Annotated in this window: 20 protein-coding genes; 1 reads left to right on the top strand and 19 read right to left on the bottom strand. The window is 47.4% G+C overall.

Going from position 1 to position 17,397, the window contains the following annotated elements:
* Nucleotides 1-115: 115 nt before the first annotated feature.
* On the top strand, nucleotides 116-886 hold the full coding sequence (locus tag ACOJUR_RS15585; RefSeq protein ID WP_203115828.1) for a hypothetical protein: 771 nt from the start codon (nucleotides 116-118) through the stop codon (nucleotides 884-886).
* A 73-nt stretch (nucleotides 887-959) separates the two neighbouring features.
* On the opposite strand, the gene ACOJUR_RS15580 is transcribed toward ACOJUR_RS15585, so the two are convergent.
* The 19 genes from ACOJUR_RS15580 to ACOJUR_RS15490 all read right to left on the bottom strand — a co-directional run bounded on the left by ACOJUR_RS15580 (nucleotide 960) and on the right by ACOJUR_RS15490 (nucleotide 17,296).
* Nucleotides 960-1,124, bottom strand: coding sequence for a hypothetical protein (locus ACOJUR_RS15580; protein ID WP_420950611.1), 165 nt, complete (start codon nucleotides 1,122-1,124; stop codon nucleotides 960-962).
* A gap of 74 nt (nucleotides 1,125-1,198) precedes the next feature.
* Nucleotides 1,199-1,981: an RpnC/YadD family protein gene (locus tag ACOJUR_RS15575; protein WP_420950610.1), complete on the bottom strand. Its 783-nt coding sequence runs from the start codon at nucleotides 1,979-1,981 to the stop codon at nucleotides 1,199-1,201.
* 58 nt (nucleotides 1,982-2,039) lie between these two features.
* On the bottom strand, nucleotides 2,040-2,855 hold the full coding sequence (locus tag ACOJUR_RS15570) for a ThiF family adenylyltransferase (RefSeq protein ID WP_420950609.1): 816 nt from the start codon (nucleotides 2,853-2,855) through the stop codon (nucleotides 2,040-2,042).
* Entirely contained in the window at nucleotides 2,849-3,790 is a 942-nt protein-coding gene (locus ACOJUR_RS15565; RefSeq protein ID WP_420950608.1) for a Mov34/MPN/PAD-1 family protein, read from the bottom strand. Before ACOJUR_RS15565 ends, ACOJUR_RS15570 begins: the two co-directional genes overlap by 7 nt.
* Nucleotides 3,791-3,806: 16 nt before the next feature.
* A complete protein-coding gene (locus tag ACOJUR_RS15560; RefSeq protein WP_420950607.1) occupies nucleotides 3,807-4,550 on the bottom strand; it encodes a hypothetical protein in 744 nt (247 codons plus the stop codon).
* Nucleotides 4,504-5,043: a hypothetical protein gene (locus tag ACOJUR_RS15555; protein WP_420950606.1), complete on the bottom strand. Its 540-nt coding sequence runs from the start codon at nucleotides 5,041-5,043 to the stop codon at nucleotides 4,504-4,506. The genes ACOJUR_RS15560 and ACOJUR_RS15555 overlap by 47 nt, the downstream gene beginning before the upstream one ends.
* Nucleotides 5,040-5,369 carry a hypothetical protein gene (locus tag ACOJUR_RS15550; protein ID WP_420950605.1) on the bottom strand — a complete coding sequence of 110 codons (330 nt, stop codon included), beginning with the start codon at nucleotides 5,367-5,369 and terminating at the stop codon, nucleotides 5,040-5,042. The genes ACOJUR_RS15555 and ACOJUR_RS15550 overlap by 4 nt, the downstream gene beginning before the upstream one ends.
* Nucleotides 5,370-5,496: 127 nt before the next feature.
* Nucleotides 5,497-6,312, bottom strand: coding sequence for a phage antirepressor KilAC domain-containing protein (locus ACOJUR_RS15545; RefSeq protein WP_420950604.1), 816 nt, complete (start codon nucleotides 6,310-6,312; stop codon nucleotides 5,497-5,499).
* Nucleotides 6,313-6,336: 24 nt separating this feature from the next.
* Nucleotides 6,337-6,582, bottom strand: coding sequence for a hypothetical protein (locus ACOJUR_RS15540; protein ID WP_420950603.1), 246 nt, complete (start codon nucleotides 6,580-6,582; stop codon nucleotides 6,337-6,339).
* 75 nt (nucleotides 6,583-6,657) lie between these two features.
* Nucleotides 6,658-7,818, bottom strand: coding sequence for a DNA polymerase III subunit beta (gene dnaN / locus ACOJUR_RS15535; RefSeq protein WP_420950602.1), 1,161 nt, complete (start codon nucleotides 7,816-7,818; stop codon nucleotides 6,658-6,660).
* Between the two features lie 86 nt (nucleotides 7,819-7,904).
* The gene (locus ACOJUR_RS15530) at nucleotides 7,905-8,045 is read right to left on the bottom strand and encodes a hypothetical protein (RefSeq protein WP_203115817.1); all 141 of its coding nucleotides are present in this window, start codon (nucleotides 8,043-8,045) and stop codon (nucleotides 7,905-7,907) included.
* A 220-nt stretch (nucleotides 8,046-8,265) separates the two neighbouring features.
* On the bottom strand, nucleotides 8,266-8,556 hold the full coding sequence (locus ACOJUR_RS15525) for a hypothetical protein (RefSeq protein ID WP_420950601.1): 291 nt from the start codon (nucleotides 8,554-8,556) through the stop codon (nucleotides 8,266-8,268).
* Between the two features lie 318 nt (nucleotides 8,557-8,874).
* Complete coding sequence (locus tag ACOJUR_RS15520; protein ID WP_420950600.1) at nucleotides 8,875-12,006, bottom strand: helicase-related protein; 3,132 nt, start codon at nucleotides 12,004-12,006, stop codon at nucleotides 8,875-8,877.
* A gap of 89 nt (nucleotides 12,007-12,095) precedes the next feature.
* Nucleotides 12,096-13,145 carry a DUF6094 domain-containing protein gene (locus ACOJUR_RS15515; protein WP_420950599.1) on the bottom strand — a complete coding sequence of 350 codons (1,050 nt, stop codon included), beginning with the start codon at nucleotides 13,143-13,145 and terminating at the stop codon, nucleotides 12,096-12,098.
* Between the two features lie 98 nt (nucleotides 13,146-13,243).
* A complete protein-coding gene (locus ACOJUR_RS15510) occupies nucleotides 13,244-13,570 on the bottom strand; it encodes a hypothetical protein (RefSeq protein ID WP_420950598.1) in 327 nt (108 codons plus the stop codon).
* Between the two features lie 80 nt (nucleotides 13,571-13,650).
* Entirely contained in the window at nucleotides 13,651-14,070 is a 420-nt protein-coding gene (locus ACOJUR_RS15505; RefSeq protein WP_420950597.1) for a hypothetical protein, read from the bottom strand.
* A 67-nt stretch (nucleotides 14,071-14,137) separates the two neighbouring features.
* Nucleotides 14,138-14,941 (bottom strand): ArdC-like ssDNA-binding domain-containing protein, encoded by an 804-nt coding sequence (locus ACOJUR_RS15500; protein ID WP_420950596.1) that lies wholly within the window; start codon nucleotides 14,939-14,941, stop codon nucleotides 14,138-14,140.
* Between the two features lie 235 nt (nucleotides 14,942-15,176).
* Complete coding sequence (locus ACOJUR_RS15495; protein WP_072875123.1) at nucleotides 15,177-15,485, bottom strand: DUF4258 domain-containing protein; 309 nt, start codon at nucleotides 15,483-15,485, stop codon at nucleotides 15,177-15,179.
* A gap of 134 nt (nucleotides 15,486-15,619) precedes the next feature.
* Nucleotides 15,620-17,296 carry an AAA family ATPase gene (locus tag ACOJUR_RS15490; RefSeq protein WP_420950595.1) on the bottom strand — a complete coding sequence of 559 codons (1,677 nt, stop codon included), beginning with the start codon at nucleotides 17,294-17,296 and terminating at the stop codon, nucleotides 15,620-15,622.
* Nucleotides 17,297-17,397: the final 101 nt, after the last annotated feature.

Below are 17,397 nucleotides of genomic sequence, written 5' to 3'. Positions count from 1 at the left end.
GAGTGTATGTTAAGTTTAGCCTCTAGACTATCCGCTATTGTCTCGATAGACTGTAAACAAGTTTGAGTGCGGAAAAATTCGATATGTCAGATAGAAAAAGGGGTACTGCTTAACATTGCAAATCCATACCAGTGAGTATAGAATTTTCGAATATCTTTGGGAACGAAGCCAACACCGACGCCGCCCTTCACCCAAAAGTTATCAGGCTGTTGCACGTAATTATTATAAGCGTTTTCCAGAGGCAACAGGGAAAATCACTTCCCTGGAAATGCTTCTGCAGCAGTTTGGTTCTTTCCATAATGCAACCATTTCTTTTATGAGAACTTACTATTTAATTCATGGTGGTATGGAAATACCCGACTATTGGTTGGGGTGGATGACCAATCGAGTCAATATTACTTGGGATAAGCGTGGAGGTGTTTATTTACGTATTATCGAAAAAGACAGCCTATGGATAGATATGCTACGACCTTTGTTAGAACCTGTATCTATTTTTCAAACTGGTCGAGGGAAGTCATCCAAGGATATACGTTCCCATAATCTTGATCTCATATTTACGGTTATGCTGTTATGGGAAACGAATACACACCCAGTTTTTCGACCCACATTGGACTTTTTACGTGGATATATCGAAGGACATAGTTTCTTTACCCCGTTAGGTCATGATAAGTATCGCTTAACGATTCACGGTCCACTGACGGAAGCTTGTCGACATTTGTTAGTCAATTTAGGGGCAACCTCATCTACACAAATCCTCCTACATAAAGGTACACCGAGTTGGAATATTCATACTAAGAGTATCCGTCGGATTCGTGAAACACTGTATCCTCAGGATAAAGATTTTATTTGTCATCCTGAATTCCGGGAACAGATTTGGAAAATCTAATAGTTATCAAAAAAATGATCGACCTGCTAAGCCTTCGTACTTCAGCAGGCCGATCGCTTTAAACAAAATTTTGTTAATGAGATATTTTCTTGGCAATGCTTTCGATTTCTTGTTTAGACAGGTTGGCCACGTCCACGATGTCTTCTATTTTCATACCTCTACGAAGCATGTTCATGACAATTTCCATTCGGCCTTCTTCACGACCCTCTTCGTAGATCTCTTCTGCCAGTTTGGACACTTTTCTCAGCTCCTTCCGAAATAGAAAGGGCCGGCCGGTGTGTTTTTTTATGCTCAACCCGGCCATAGTGATATTTAGTGAATCTGCGTGCGTAGTTTCTCAATTTGTTCGCGAGAGAGGCCTGTGGCCTTTTCAATCACGTTCACAGGCACGCCTTCTGCAAGTAGATTACAGGCGACTTTTTCTATACCTTCCTGACGACCTTCTTCATAGAGCTCTTCTGCCAGTTTGGACACTTTTCTCAGCTCCTTCCGAAGTTGTGCTCGTTGTTTTTCCGTGAGACCTTGATCGCCCAATACGAGAATGGCACTGATCACTAAATCTCGTTCGGTTTCATCTTTTACTTGCGGAATCAGTTTGCGTACTCGGTCAAATGCCTTGTCTTGATTTTCCAATCGCATATTCAGTGCCAATGAGAGGCGCATGCGGTCACCAGGTTCCCATTGTCCGGTACGCAGATGTGCTTCGACTTCATTCAACGCCTGTTCGCCGTCGAGTTGCGACAAGAATACATTCTCGACGCGGTAGAGCGCTGTGCCGATGTCGAGTTCAGCTGGCGCGTTCGTGACACTTGCGTGGTAGAGTACGACCGTGCGAATCTTCACACGATGTTCGTTTGCCAGGCGGGCGTCGTATTCTAAAAAACGATGCAACGTGGATTCCCGTTTCGTTTGAAATTCAAGATGGAACAAATCTTGATTCGCCATTCGCCATACACGATCCATGTGAAGCGTGTTGGCAGGAAGCTCCGTGATGAATGGTTCTTTCAACTCCACTCCGCGAATGCCCAAAATCTCCAAGGCTCCACCAGAGAGAGAACGCGTGAGTACTTTCATTAAGACATCTTGTTTTGCCATCACAAAAACTCCCCTGCATTCAGTATAAAGGATGGTGAAAGACTCAACAATTCTCATTTCACACCGAAACTTCCAGCATCTGCTCCACAGCGGCATCGCTTCGCATCCAACCGCGCCTGGCCTCAAAAAAGGTGCGGTGATGTAGGATGGTTCCATCGGCCAACAAGGTGTGCAGGATCATCATGACTGTCGTGGCTGCCATGAGATTGGTCATCAGGCGCTGCGGGTTGGATACCGACACTTCCCCACAGCTCACTTCGGTTGGCAGTTGGTCTTCTTCCATGAGATCGGGAAAAACTTCACCAGGAAACGGCAAGACGGTTTGTCCTTGAGACCGCACTCCAACAACGACCTGTCCTTCCCAACCGCTGTTTTTAAGGTGGGCCAGTTGATATCGATCCAAGTGTTCAGGATGTTCTGGCAAAGTGACAGCACTGTTGCCACTGTCAATAGAAACGATATGGTTCAATTGAGACAGTTTTTCGTGCAGAATACGCCGAGTACTGCCATTATCTACACAAGCTACGACTACACTGCCGTTTTGGATAGCCAGATCGTCTAGCGATGTTTCGCGTGTTAGGTAGTGTGGATAGGCGGAAATCGGCAAACCGTAGGCACGTGCATATCGTTCTGCTAACACGGATGCCTTGTTCTTGCCGATATCTTGCGGCAAGAAGTATTGGCGTAGCAAATTCTTCTCTTCCACCGTATCTCCATCTATGAGCAGGACGTCCGGAGTGGACGTCCTTTGCTCTTTGAGTCCATAGAGCAGGCGGGCCAATTGCTGCAAGACATACCCGCCTGTTCCACCAACACCAACGAGTGCGATGGATTGCAATCGATGAGGATCGATCACCCGCACAGGCTTTAGCATAGGATGATCCCCTCCCTTTGCAGGGATGAGGTGACCACCCACGGCTCAATATCGCCATCAAAATAGTCTTGTGCGGGCAATATACAGAAGTTCCCGCCACAGGACATGCGCCAGCGTAAGGTAGGACGTTTGTTTTGACAATCACCTATCACGCCATAAAGTCCAGTACGTATCTCGTCCTCGTTGTCAGTGCTGCTGAAAAACGCAGGCATTTGTCCGTGTGAGTGTATCTGCGCGACAACGAAAAGATCCTCGCTTTCCATGAAACCTTCGCCAATCACAGAGACCGAGTTGGAGCGTTGCTTTGGCCACATCACTTCATAGGCGTTGTGACGGCGGTCGAACAGAATATATGCGAGATGCTCGACATCCGGATCTGACTGAAACCGCGTCACAATATCCGCTAAACAGCGGACTGGAATACGGGGAACGGCCAGATTGCATCCAGGGAATCCTATCGTGTATTGACCTTTGACAGGTGCCTGAAATCTTCCGGTTTGCGTCGTACGCACTTCCCACACCGTTCCTTCCTCATCCAACAGATGATACACGGGAGGTTCGGGTTGAGGGACTTCGGTATAGACCAAAATTCCACGTGTTGCGCCTTTTTTGTGTGCTTTCAGTACAGGCACAATATGCCCTGTGGTTTTGTCGTAGACCAGCTCACAACGCTCTTTTGTGAGCTCTGGAAACTGTGGTTCCAGCCAGGCGCGAACGTCTTCGAGTTTCATATCTCGTCCAGGTACGTCGATTCGATGTCCGGCATAGTAGACGACGCGATCGATATCATAGACTTCCGGTTCAGTCTCTTCTTTCGATGCCGTTGGCGCAGTGGTTTTCGTTTTTTTCTTCGACTGCCTTGGTTCGTCGCTCTTGAAAGCTTTTGCTTCTTCCTCAGGCAAGAGATCAAAGAGAGAAGATTGGTTGGTTGTCATACAAATCGCTCCTTGGTTAGTGGTTTTTGGATTTTTGATGAAACGTTTGGACGTCCATGTCCATCGGGATGAGCCATTCCGGGCGTACTCCCTCCTGTACAACGGCGCTCAAAAAATCTTCGTATTCGGTATGGGGAGCGTTGTGAGAACGCCCCACGCCATACAAATCGTGATTGTTGGGTGTTGCCAGAAAAGCAAATACCGATTGTGGTGCCATCTGATGTAATTCGCCTACCCTGCTCGGCAAGCCGTTCCAACACACTTGTCCGCTGGGATATACGTTGGAGAAGGGGTAGCGGTAGAGTTGGCTTTGATGAGTGACGATATCATCTATCGATACAGCCAGACGCAAATGGTGGATTTTTCGCGACTCCTTACCGGTGATCTCGTAAGTGACTTGATACACCAACGCTGGAAATGGAATCAGGAAGGTTTTTTCGCCAAAAATCAAAGGATAGTCCATTCGCGGTAGCCACGCCGTCACGATACAACGGAGCCAATGTTGGGTTTGCAAGGTATCGACGAGCAAAGTCCGCTCCGGTAATGGTGGACTCGAAACAATCGACACGTCGGGTTTCTTCAGTTGTTCTACTACGATGGAACGATCCAAGATATTTAACAGTTCATGGTATCCCACCGTTTTGTAGTGGTGTATACCGTTTTCAATGATTTCGAGCACAGGATATCGCTTGGGGGAGAGTTTCAAGATCACCTCATCCGCGCAGCTCTCTCCATGCACGTGCGTGGGCAACGTTTCCATAGAACATCCGCACCTCCCCAATACGCAGGATGGTTTCCCACGCATTCATGATTTCTTCTTCTGAAGGTTCGGTGATACCCCAGATGAAATGAGAAGAATCGTGGGTTGTGTCGATCATGATGAGATCTTTAGGTCGCAACCACTGGATGAAATATCGGAATTCCACCAGTTGCTCTGGTTCTGGACTTGTGAAGTACATGAGCATGAGAAGATCAGCATTCCATAGTTCGCCTTGTACAAGCGATAAATGATCGAATAACTCATCATCTGTGGAAGTTAAGGTCAAGGTGCAATCCATCGGCATTTGTATCAACCACAATAGATCTCGCAGCTGTCCCTCGTAGATTCCTTCGCAGTCACCATTGTATTCAATGCCATATGGCCAAGTCAGATTATTCAAAGATTCGGGTAGCGCCACTCTGCGCAAGGCATCACGCAAAAATTCCAGATGATAGAGACTGCTGCATAGGTGCTCCAGTAACTCATCGTTCATAGAAACACCTCCGACAAGCTCGGATCGCACATAGCTTTCAGTCGATACAGTTGATGAAGCAAGTCAGGCCAACGGTCCTCATCAACGGTGAATTGAGCATATTCCAGTGCTGGATCACAGGCGTCGTCATTGGATAGCAAACGCCAAGCCGCGCCGATGACATCATCCGTGAGATTCCATAGGTATTCACCATCAAAATCTTGATGTTCGATGCGCATAAGCAGTTCTTGAGCCGCTTGATAGTTAGTGAGTTGGTTGGGATCGTCGGGGCATTTCTTTAAGGCGTTTACAAATTGATCCCAGTGAACGTGGAGGATTCGATCCAAGATGTCTCACTCCTGCACCTTCCCCTTGGCACGGGGGAAGGTCAAATTCCCGCCGTGCTCGGGGTTGAAACAGGTCTTTCAAAATAACGGTATGGCATACAAGTGTGTTTGTCTGATATTCGCGTATCTACTCGATTCGAGAAGTGAGTGGTATCACAGTGGTTGTTGTCTGTTCTCGATCCATACAAGCCACGATACCGCGCTTTGTCAATAAATCGTGAATAAACAATCTTCCTTTTTGTGTCCACTCCGTTTGCAACTGGACGCCGCGATCACCATTGGATCGTGTATATTGAACCGTGTGAGAGTGCGTATAGCCCATATGTTGATATTTGGAATACAGCACCCACTGACCATTCACTTTGAACTGCACACCGTCTTCGTGAAGAATAGCGTTAAGACGTTTTCCAGACAGTCCATAGTCCTTGGCAATCTGTGTGATGCAAACCGTGTCTTTGGAAGCGAGTATTTGATCTACGTAGGTCAGCTTGGGTTCTGCTTCTGCCAAGCATTGCTCTAAAGCGAGTTTATCCGCTTCGAGCTGTTCGTTTTTTTCTACTTGCACAACTAAAGCTTTCAATGCTTCTAAGTAGCTTTTGGGTAAGAGAGAACTAGAAGAAAACTGGCTTGATTGGCGAAGTGTTTCGCGCATCTTTTCAAATTCTTCAATATACGCTTCTTTGAAGCGCATGGCTTCCTTGCCGGTATATCCCATTACCAACAGCGTGAATCCTTGCTCAGTCATCAAAAACTTCGGCATGGTTCTGTTTTGTTGGTTAGTGTAAGAGGACTCCACGAAATGGTGGAGTCGAAAATGAATGCTACATTCGAGCTCCCGAATGTCTTGTAACACTCTGTCATGTCTTTTCCCGAAAACTTCTGCAACCGTCAAACTATCCGTGACTGGCCGATGGTTTTCTACAAACACGAGTGTTTTTTTCATTTTGACCTCAACCCCCAGTCGTTGTTAAGCCACGTGTGTACAACGGGTGAGTTTTTCTTGCTCCACAGGAATATCTCTCATCCATCGAATGGCTTCCCACCATGTCAATTGGGATTTTAAGATCGTCTCCACCCGGTTTGTAGAATCCACATACACGATGGCCACTGTCCGTCTTCCTTCGCGAAAGCCCATCGGTTGTATCCGAATACGACCTTTTTGAGAAACAGAGTGTATGGCTTGTCCAAAACACAAAGTCCACAAGATTCTCATTCGTATTTTCCCCTTTACGCTCCTCGCTCTTGGCGAGGAGTTGTTCCTCGCCATAGGGCGGGTAGTTCGAGCGTATTAAGCGCTTTGTTGTTGCTGTCTCGGACTTAAAACGGGCGATAAAAGTCCCAGCATGTCAAAGTCTGTGAATCCATCTTTGAAAAACACAGGCTCGTTCGGTCCATTCATGCCCACCAATACTTCTTCCCCACGCATGGCTTTGAGTTGACTAATGAGCAGACGTGGATTGAAAGTGATGGGAAAGTCCGGAAGAGCACTCTTCGCCAAAATGGCGACCCAGTCACTGCCTTGTCCATATTGTTCGGACTTGGACTCCACATAGCACCCTTCTTCCCTAAATGTCAAAGTGACACGGGGAGCGGACGATTCACTCAAAATTCCGATACGTTCAAGCGCTTGAAGCCATTCCAAGCGGTTGAGTCGTAGCTGGTATTGGAGTGGTTTTTGTGCGATGAGTCGGTTGATATCTGGATATTGTCCCGAAAGCGCACGCATCATCACTTGATGGCTGTCATCATCCCATGTCACTTGAAGTCCTGATTCGCCAAACTGGATGAGGACTTCTTCATCGTCATCTTCGGGCAAGTGCTTTACCCACTTCGACAATGTTGTGGCTGGAATGATAAGATGTGCACTTTCCAGACTTTCCAATGTACATGAAGCGGTACTCAAGCACAGTCCGTCCGTTGCTGAAGCTTTCAACTGACCGTTTTCAGCAACCAGGTACACTCCCGTGAGAATAGGTCTCACCTCACTGGTTGAAGCTGCAAACGCTGTGTACTGGATCAGCGCTTTCAGTTTAGAGGCGGGTACTCGAAAGACTTCTCTCTCATCGTCCTGGTATTGATACGCCAAAAAATCTTTTGGATCGATTCCAGCCAGTTCCATGTGGGTTTTGCCAGTGCGTATGGTTAACTTGGTCTTTTCGGTGGAGAGAGTGAGTGTATCGTGGCTGCGTGTTGCCATATCGGCTAACATTTTGTACGGCACGACGGCCTCACCGGATTGGTGAATGGTTACAGGGGTATTCATGGCACTTTCCCATACGGTCACGCGTGTCGTAGCCTCCATGTTACTCGTGGTGAAATCGACACGAGAGTCGTCTTGGTTGACCGCGATCTTGACGAACCGGGCGAAATTGGTCGCCTTTTCTAAGGTGGTCTCTTTCACTTCCTGCAAGGCTTTCACTAAAGCTACCTTTTTGATGTCGATTTTCATCTGTGGATACGCTCCTTTTCGACCTGCCCTACTGAGCAGGTCTGATGTTCTCAGTCCCTGCACAAACAGGAGGAAAAAAGCGTTTTTTAGGCACCCAAAGCGTTGGTGTGTGATTCCTCAATATTAGGGAACCATACGTCCTTTAACGTGATATCCAAAAAATCTGTTCTGTACACAAAATCTGCATCTGACAGTGCTTCGAGAATCCATACCCAAGTGTGATCCATATCTACGCCTCCTCCGTGTTCCGTGAAACGACAAAAAGCCACCGAAACACAAATAAGCCTTTCCACCTCTGCTTTTTCGCAGTCGGAAAAACTTCTTCTTGTGTCTCCGTGGTTCATTTCACGGTTGGGCTCTTTGCCCTCATTCAGTTCATGGAACGCTTACTTTTGCGTCTCGCGCTACTCCACCTGACTTCTTTGCCTCCACTACTCCACCCATCCTTCACTTCTTCGCTCTCGCTACTCCATGACGGCGGGCTTCTTGGCTTCGGCTACTCCGACCAGGTTTCTTGGCGCTCACTTCGATGGTTCGCTCTCTTGGAGCGTTGGGTACTTCCCCATCCATGTTTTCGTCGGGCGTGTTCTCCTCTTCCAAGCTTCGGACCCATGGATGGATGTGATTCAGTCCTCTGGAAGCTTGTGAGGCACGCAAGGCACCTGACCCATCTTGATTGTGCCTTGGGGCCTGATTCCCTCGATCAGACTCGTCAGGTCTCGTTGGCATCTCAGCCAAGAGATCGTCTCTTTCTCCTTACCGCACGGCAGCCGCTTTGTTCCGCGAAGGGATACTGCTAAAGCCTTTTTGTTCTGATTCCTGGAAGTTTCTTCACTGTCGCTACTCCGCTTCCCTCAGAACCGATAGGTGCCCGAAGAGACCCGAACCTTCCTATCCGCTTCACCCACGTGCGTCCTAAGCTATTACCAGCCTAGAGTCTCACTGGTGGAGACATGGAGTTTTCTATGGGGTATTCTTTATGGCTTCATTCTCTAGCAGATTTTTCTGTCTGTCAAGCATCAAAAAAACCGCCCCCTATTTGGGAGCGGATGATCCTCAAAGTGCAAAAAGCAACAGTTGATCTTCATCTTGGGATTTTTGTACCTTTTTCGCTTTCTTTGGCAACTGTCTTGCCCAAGCGCCCAAGGTGAATCCGTGATCTTTGTTTGTCTTAACAGTTTCGATGACCCCGGCGGATTCAGATGCTGAAAAAAGGGCCAGATCATCCCATTCGTTCGCGGGTTGATCAGATATCAACTCTAACGGTACTTTGGCCAAACGTTTGGTTTCTATGGCCAATCGTTGCATCGCTTCGTGAACTTCTTGTTGAAATTTTGTTTCTTCTAACATCCAAACCCCCTCAGGAATGTCTCGATCTGCGATGCTTTTCCACTTGGCACTCAGATCTTGAACGTCTCTCAAGCACGCAGCTATGGAATAGGCGGATGCCGATTTTGCATCTTTTTCGGCAAATGCGGCTACTTCCGAACGATCCATTCGTCCTTCCAAAAGCAACGCGTGGGTTCGTTTGGCCAACATGCGCTGAAACTGAACCATTTCATAGGATTGAGAATAGACGTAGTACAACACTTTGCATTTACGGTATTGTCCAATACGCCAGGCTCGTCGGGCAGCTTGCCGCATGGTCGCGATCTCATCCGTAAACTGATAAAAGATGAGTGTTTGAAAATCCAACAAGTCCAGTCCAACTTCCACCAGTTTGGCGTTGCAAATCACAACTTCCACCCCGTCTTTTACCGCTTTTTCTAACCAATCCACTCGTTCTTCCGGAGATATAGTGGCTTTCATGACACGGGAAACCATACCGTGACGTTGAAGTATGCTGTGAATACGTTCGTCCTGAGCAGCCTCTCCGCTATAGCGTACATAGACTACACAGCGTCGGTTGTTTTGCAACTCATCTCGGATGTCTGCGACTAATTGACGTTCTTTCGCCGATTCCGCATCCTCGGAAAGTGGAGCAAAAAAAGTTATAGTTTGGTCGATACTCACAGGTATCTCTTGTTGAACATCAGCCCGGTTCGCGGCATTGACGACTGCCGGAATGAATCCCGAAAAGGCATTGTGATTTCCTGCGGCATACGATTGTTTCATCGCCGCTTCCAGTTCTTGATGGAACTTTTGATAAGCTAGGGCATGTTCCTCATCCATCGATATGAAAATGGGTCTTTCTTCTAATTCCACTAAAGGCAATCCCAAATCCCCTAATTCCAGGAATACGGTTTTATCCGCCAAGTGATTGACGAACAACTTGGGCGATAAACCAGGTATTTCTCTGGGGGGATTGAACAAAATTTTTCGCGAAGTATTCCCACCTGCGGAAACTTTTTGATCTTCATCATATCGCCCTGTCTGCTCCACGGAACCGTAGAGGTGGACAAATTTATTGAGTGATTTATGATCGAGGCCGTCTCGAATCAGTCCTGTTGGATTGATGCGCCACAAGAGATGAAACAAGCTGGAAGCTTTGCCGTCCGATAATGTACCGGTCAGACCTAATACCTTTTTGGCAGCACCCACAATCGCCCCCATAGCTTCTCCTTGTCCAGAGAGTGATTTGTACTGGTGCAACTCGTCCACGATCACCAAGTCGATCCAGTTTGAAAAATACTTTTGGATAAACCAGGCGGGTTGGAGTCTGCGTCTTCGAAGTCCCGGCACTTTTTCTTTCGTCGGGTCTACAGAACGCATCAAGTTATGTCCACAGGCACAACAATGATATTGAGTGATATTTTTCTTCCATTCGATATTCCCGTTCACTTTATCCACGGCTAAATCTGTCCAAGAGAGCTTATTTTCCATCAACCAGGCATCCAATGGACTGTCTGCACGTGATGTAGACTTCGGATGAATCTGTACAGCATAGCAATCCGGACATAACCATACGTCTTCCACGACAAAGGTTCTGTGAGCTTTGTCTGCGGTTCCTGACCGTACTTCCCCAACGGACGAAAGGATAGGTTTAACCGATTGCTTGAGACCTGTACGATCGGAAAGTATATGTTGACTTTTGTAGATTAAGGCAGGCACTTTCGGCATGCCCATTTTGGCAGTATCGCGAGATAACAATAAAAATTCCAAGCGATTTTTTTTTCGCTTCTGAACTCGCTCACGCCAGTACTGGATTAATGTTCGCCAATCTTTGAGTACGGTAACGTGTGCTTGTGGGAGTGTTTTCTTGATTTCAGCCTGTATCCATTTAGGGATAGTGATCCCTGGGACCAAAAGAAGTGTAACAAAACCGCTTCGACTCGTTTGAGCCAGTGCATGAGATACGGCTAGAGAAACGATACTCTTCCCCGTGCCCATATCCGAACTGACAATCACGCCTTTTTGTTCTTTTAGACCTTTCAAAATCGCTTGAGCGGTATGGGCCTGAGCCGGAAAGGGTACGCGACTCATCGTGGCAATGGCTGGATCAATGGGATCGTCCAAGTCATGCAAAGGTTTGGCGATTCCATCGATGGTGGTGGCCAAATGTGGCGCATACACCTGCAAGTAATCTGTGAGAGCCATTTTCCCGTTTTCGTCGATTGGTACGGCATCAGCGATCGCCGGTGCGTTGGTCACGCCGTTTGGCAAGTGGATTTTCTTTGTGTTCAACAAGTCACCTAAGATTTCACAAGCCTTTTCTTCGGTCAGTTCCGGACTACGTTCAAACGCTTGAAGACCACGCCATTGTTCGACCGCATCTGATGTCCAAACCTCCAACGGATGGATGAAATTCAGGGTTTGACAAGTCTCCCACAACACTTCTTGCCACTCAGGAACCATGGGTAAGTTGAAATCGCTCGCAAATCTTTGCAAAAAAACTTTGGCCAAGTTATCCTCGCCTGGCAACAGAAATATGCGGGATTCCTCTGCGGGCAATACCTCATCAACGGCTGCCTTGGGAAGTAACAACACGTGTGTTAATGTTCCTACGCTTTTTGCGATCATTCGATATCCATATTTCTTGGTAACCAGACTCTTTTGTTTGCGATCGTCTTGAATTTGTTGAATGAGCTGACCTTTGATGATCCTAGCTGCTACAGCTCGTACATTTTGGTCGGTATCAATGAGACCGGTTGCCAAAAGTTCGACTCCCTGGTCAGTGGATTTTGTGACCGTGAAATGTGCGTGTGCTTGCATCCAGTTGGAATCATCAGAAAAAATGAGTTTTTTCATCTTAGCCCGCTTCACAGAGCACATCTCTATGGAAGCTACCGCCCCCAAGAGAATGTGCTTGGGAGCGGATTCGCCTCCTTTAGATGGGATTATTCGATGGTTCGTATCGTTCCATTGGCTTCAATGGTTCGGACAGCCGTGATATAAGATTCGGAATCTACAATGACTTCTGTTCCATCATCTTTTTTGACGATATCGCGAGTGACTTTTTTTCGGCTCATACCCACCACCATGTGTCGGTTTTCATCAACTCCAATGGCTCCGTTCAACACTCCACTGGCTATCAGTGTGGCCATGTGTGTGCGACGAAACGGCAGCAATGGTCGGTGAAGTTTGTGATGGGGATCGTTTCCGTACAACATATTGGAAGCTATTTGAAAAGCCTCGGAATGTAGCAAGTCCTGCGCTAGTTCTGCCTTGTCGTAGACGTGACCTCGAAAGAGAATGGGTCGTTCTTCTACGCCGGGTATCCCCCAGGTACGGCCATCCTGAATATCGATTGTAGGCAGTTGGGTTTCTTCTTTACCTACCCACAAAAGTGTATTTCGAGTGACATAATCGGCTTCTGTGAGATCGGAAATTCGCGTGATCGGTTTCTGTCGTTTTTGTCCAAAAATCACAATTTGTTGGTACACCGCGTACTCTCGATCCGTGAATCGATATACACCTATATCGGTGAACCGAAATATAAGACTATCAATGATCGACTTGGTGAGCACGTAGCGCGGTATGATGTATACCAATAGACCGCCAGGTGTCAGCCACTTCGTGGTATCTCTTAAAAATACCCACTCACTGCGCAGCCCTTCTGACTTTTGCCCTGAAACTTCGTCATAGGGCGGATTGAGGAATAGCAGACTCATGGACTCTTTTTCGATCCGTGCTCGTTCAAAAGCAACATGTACGACCTGATCAAGGCGTTTTTGAGCTTCAGCAGCTCGTTGACCGTCAAGTTCCACGCCATACGTAGCTACGTTTGAGAAATGTTTGGCCAATCGCTCCAGTGCTTCACCTGTCCCACAACAAGGATCAAGTAGACGAATGTACGCTTCCTTGGGTTCCAGTCGTCGAACCATTTGTTCTACCATGCTGATAGGCGTTGGGTAGTAACCTGCTTTGGCGATACCTTCTAGTCTCATGCAGATTTCCTCACGTCTAAAAACGCCAGCAACAAGAGGTCCTCCCTCCGCCTCTGACGTTCAGACGGAGGGTTCACCTCCTTGGGTATTTTTCTGATTTAGCGCATAGTGATATATGTCACAAAAAATGTGGCCATAATACCGGCGATGGTAGAAAAAATCACGACCGCTCGATCCACTCTTTTATCCAATTTTTCTTCGATAGATTCAAAACGTTTATCTATGGATTCAAAACGTTTATCTATCAAATCGAAACGTTTGTTCACGTCATCTTTGAAGGAAGTGAGTTCTCCACGCAAATCATCAATGCGCTGATTCGTCATCTTTATCTGATCACTTAATGCCATCCAGGGCATCATCAGTAATTGATTTTGCTGTTGAGACAATTCCTTCTCATCCATGACGTGATTCACATCCTTTCTCATCTATATCCCCCGTCTGTTTTACGCGGACGGGGGTGTCCCTCCGCCTCTAACGTTCAGACGGAGGGTTCACCTCTCCTTCGTTAAAAAATATGAATGTGTTGGTTCAGCAGCGCTCCGAGTAAAAGGAGTATAACCGATCCTAAAATCCCCCAGAGAAATCCTGGCTTTTGCAGCATTTTGTTTTCGAGCGAATCGATTCGTTTCTCAACCGCTTCAAAACGTCTGTCTACGGCTTCAAAACGTCTGTCCATATCTTCTTTCAAATCATCAATGCGACGATTCACGGCATCAAACCGTTCGTTGATACTTTTTTCCATGGCATTAAACCGTTCGTTGATACTTTTTTCCATGGCATTAAACCGTTCATTGATACTGCTGTTCATCTGTTGAATTTGGTTGCTAATGAGCAGCCAAGGCATTTCCGTCACATTGCCTGGTTGACGCTGATGGGATTGCAGTTCGTCTTCCATTTGGCTCACTTCTTTCGCCCGTTCTGACATATCGATACCTCCAGTGTAGCACGTTTTTCAAAAAAGGATACGGCTCCACACATGAATGACGCTCAGGTTAACTGGCTTGCTGTAGCAAGTTGGGGAGGATTGAATCCAAAATGCGGTTCGCCGCTTTTTGAATGCGCATCCCACTTGCCTTCAGCTGATCTAGGGCGTTTTCTCCTGACCAATGAGCGATATATCCGAACGAATACGAGGATGTATCCAATCCCAGTGCGTCGGCTACGACAAAGGCCACCGATTCCGCTTCTAATTCTCGAATTTTGGTCACAACCTTTTCCTCAGAAGGGACATGTAGAAGTCCATGCGCCCATTCGTGGATTAAGGTTTTGCTCTTGTGACGTTCATCAAGACTTTTGAGCAATGCAATACTTCGTGTATCTGTATAGAAACAGCCGTTTGCCCCTTTTAAATCGTCTTTCTCTTCGATAGGAAACGGACAGGCTGTACGAATTGTAGACCAGTTTTCCCATGCGCCCTGGAGACGGTGGATGGGGATTTCAGGTAACGGCTCGCCCTCTGTTTGAGAGATATCGAAGACGGTAGCACCGCGAAATCCTTTTAGAACGATTTTGCCTAACTCTTCGGTCTCATCATCCTTTTCTTTCACCAACATCGGTGCGATGATGGTGATCCCTTTTTCACCTTTACGCACGTGCCGTCCAAGCTTCTTCCACGCTTGATATCCGGCCACACGCCTGGCATGCGGACACTGAAAAAGGATGAGCAGGGTGTTTTGAAAACTATAGCTGTGAAATTGGGCTTGAAAACGCAAATAACTCTTCCACTTATCTTCAGACAAGAGCGTTTTCAGTCCTTCCTCCAACCGTTCTAAGGCATCCTGAACTTTTTCGTTCAAATTCTTTCGCTCCTTCATACCGCCCCTTACCACGGGGACGGTAAAGATGTCCCGCGTGGTCGGGCGTGAAGCAGCTCATTTGTCTATAGAGGTTTCCTTTCGTCCGGCGTGAATATTAGACGAAGGTTTAGACAATTTGACGAGCAGTAAAGATGTCCATCCTGATCGTTCCATGCTGTCTCCCGAGAAAAATGTTTTCCACAAAGCGTGCAGCATATCACGGCCGTGTTTTTTTTCAAGGGTGACCGCCTCCAACAGACAGAGTTTGAAATCCGAAAGGATCACGGTGTCGTCTGGAATGGCGAACCCATACACCAGATTCCCATTCGTTGGCCACATAGAGCGTGACAATCGCATTCAGTTTCTGATCGACCACCACATGGATGGGGCGGTCATCCCATTCGCCTCGTTTCATGACAAATTGCTTGTTTCGCTGGACCGTGACGCCGTGTTTTGCGACGTTGGTCACGACGTCAATCGGTACATGTCGTTCGACTAATCTCTTGACGGCATGTTCCTTGTACGTTGGATTCGTCGATTTCATAGTAGACACTCCCATCCTCCAGTTGACCTCGATGAGCCGTAAAGATGTCACTCAAGGTACCATCGAGGTAATGACGCAATATGTGAGTCAATAGGGTTTCGTCGTCCGCTTGGAACCACATCGGGATACTCATATCAAGCACCTTTTTTCATTGAAGTGTTGTCCGGATGAATGACGGTCAATGGACAATCCGATACATACGCGGCGATCCATTGTCCAGCAAATGTTTCCATCTCTAGATGTTCGACGCTTTCTGCGTTATCGACATAAACCGGCAACACTTCCGGTACGGCAAGCGACATGAGCAGTCTCGATATCTCCAGATCGCACCGCACTCGTTCGGAAGTGGAGAGTGTGCGATAGGGCTTGTCGTTCCAAGTCAATCCAAACGCTTCTTTGATTTCCCCGTCTTCATTGACCGTGTACAGCTCTATGTGCGTGTGTACGAGTGGCTCATTGAGTTGTTTGTGCTGGATCTGAACATAACGCCACTTAAAGTTTTTCACAGCCTGAATGTTTTGCTTGATTTTCTCCAGTTCATGAAGGACCTGTTCCAACTCATGCTGGTTTTGTTCACTGCTTTGACGAGCGTAGTCCCACATCATCTTCTTTGACTGATACTCCACCATTGCCGCCTTTTCTGCTTCGACTAAGGCAGCATAATGTGCCAATGTTTGTTTCATTTGCTGGATTTTCTCTCGCAGTTGACGCGTATGCTCCGGCTGGGACAGTTGTTCGATCTTTGCCTTGAGCGATTCTCCCTCTTCCTGAATACTCTTCAGGAGAACCTGTACTTTGCCGTTATGGGCGTTGCGCTTGTTTTTGGCGATTTCTTGCTGAGTTTTCGGCAATGGCTGATGACACGTTGGACAGTTGGCATCGATGTCCGGCAATAACTGCTGTTTGACTTCCATGTATCTTGAGCGCGCTTGTTGCAAGCGGTTTTGCAGTTCCTTGATTTCTTGCGGCACTTTTTCCAAAAGAAGTTCCAAACGGGTCAACTCCTTTTGGGTAGCCGCGATCTCGGCTAACTTGGCTTCCCCAAGCGTGGATTGGAAGGGTTCGGGTTCTGATTCCGCCAGTTTTGCTTTCCAACTCTCTATGGCACCTTCCAGGCGCAAGGCCTCTTCTTCATGCTCCTTGAGTTCGGATCGAAGGGTCTTGAGCAGTACATCCGCCGAATCCAACCCCATCCCAAAATGAACGTTGGATAAATAGGTTCTTTCTGACGGCAGAAGAGCTTCCAGGACTTGTTCGATATCGACTTGACTGACACGTCCCAGTACAAGCTTCGCTTCTTTCGGTTCCAAGCCACTGAAATAGCCAGGAGAGAAAATCGATAAGAACGTTTGAAGTTCTCCAAACCATCCTTCCACCGTCCCCGGTTTGGGCCTGTTGCCATTGACGAGCAGCTGTACCGCCCCTTGTTCAGGTTTGATTCGCAATATCGTCAGAGATTGTCCCTGCTGAATTTGCCAGACCGTCTCTACCTTCATGGACCTAGCTCCTCGACGCAGAAGGCGGGTATCCGCGTTCTTCTTGCCTAATGCATCGGTGCCATAAAGACACCACACGACCGCTTCCATCAATGTCGATTTCCCTTGGGCATTGTGAGCGAGAATACGATTTTCACCGGACTGAAACGAAACCGTTTCCTGTTCGAAGCAGCGGAAATTCTCCACATGAATTTGCATGAGTTTCATCATCCATCGACCCTTTCTACGAGTGGTTTGGAATGACACCAAGCCCCACGTAGCCGTGCGGGACTTGGCATATCCCGCACGGACGGGTTGAATGTAAAAGACCAGCACAAATCTAAGGGATTTCCCCTTGGCTTCGTACTGGTCTTGTGTAGCGCAGCTAAGCACTGTAATGGGATGGCTATTTTTTCAGGTCATCCCATTCTAAAGTC

Source organism: Alicyclobacillus tolerans, assembly GCF_048984885.1.
Taxonomy (GTDB): Bacteria; Bacillota; Bacilli; order Alicyclobacillales; family Alicyclobacillaceae; genus Alicyclobacillus_I; species Alicyclobacillus_I tolerans.
The sequence above is the reverse complement of the archived record's forward strand: the minus strand, read 5'-3'. Positions and strand labels throughout refer to the sequence as shown.

Excerpts from the sequence above, each read along its gene's own strand:
- ACOJUR_RS15565 (WP_420950608.1), bottom strand. The coding sequence starts at position 3,790 with ATGACAACCAACCAATCTTCTCTCTTTGATCTCTTGCCTGAGGAAGAA.
- ACOJUR_RS15515 (WP_420950599.1), bottom strand. The coding sequence starts at position 13,145 with ATGAGACTAGAAGGTATCGCCAAAGCAGGTTACTACCCAACGCCTATC.
- ACOJUR_RS15540 (WP_420950603.1), bottom strand. The coding sequence starts at position 6,582 with ATGAGAATCTTGTGGACTTTGTGTTTTGGACAAGCCATACACTCTGTT.
- ACOJUR_RS15555 (WP_420950606.1), bottom strand. The coding sequence starts at position 5,043 with ATGAACGATGAGTTACTGGAGCACCTATGCAGCAGTCTCTATCATCTG.
- ACOJUR_RS15560 (WP_420950607.1), bottom strand. The coding sequence starts at position 4,550 with ATGGAAACGTTGCCCACGCACGTGCATGGAGAGAGCTGCGCGGATGAG.
- ACOJUR_RS15530 (WP_203115817.1), bottom strand. The coding sequence starts at position 8,045 with ATGGATCACACTTGGGTATGGATTCTCGAAGCACTGTCAGATGCAGAT.
- ACOJUR_RS15510 (WP_420950598.1), bottom strand. The coding sequence starts at position 13,570 with ATGAGAAAGGATGTGAATCACGTCATGGATGAGAAGGAATTGTCTCAA.
- ACOJUR_RS15570 (WP_420950609.1), bottom strand. The coding sequence starts at position 2,855 with ATGCTAAAGCCTGTGCGGGTGATCGATCCTCATCGATTGCAATCCATC.
- ACOJUR_RS15575 (WP_420950610.1), bottom strand. The coding sequence starts at position 1,981 with ATGGCAAAACAAGATGTCTTAATGAAAGTACTCACGCGTTCTCTCTCT.
- ACOJUR_RS15520 (WP_420950600.1), bottom strand. The coding sequence starts at position 12,006 with ATGAAAAAACTCATTTTTTCTGATGATTCCAACTGGATGCAAGCACAC.
- ACOJUR_RS15495 (WP_072875123.1), bottom strand. The coding sequence starts at position 15,485 with ATGAAATCGACGAATCCAACGTACAAGGAACATGCCGTCAAGAGATTA.
- dnaN (WP_420950602.1), bottom strand. The coding sequence starts at position 7,818 with ATGAAAATCGACATCAAAAAGGTAGCTTTAGTGAAAGCCTTGCAGGAA.
- ACOJUR_RS15505 (WP_420950597.1), bottom strand. The coding sequence starts at position 14,070 with ATGTCAGAACGGGCGAAAGAAGTGAGCCAAATGGAAGACGAACTGCAA.
- ACOJUR_RS15545 (WP_420950604.1), bottom strand. The coding sequence starts at position 6,312 with ATGAAAAAAACACTCGTGTTTGTAGAAAACCATCGGCCAGTCACGGAT.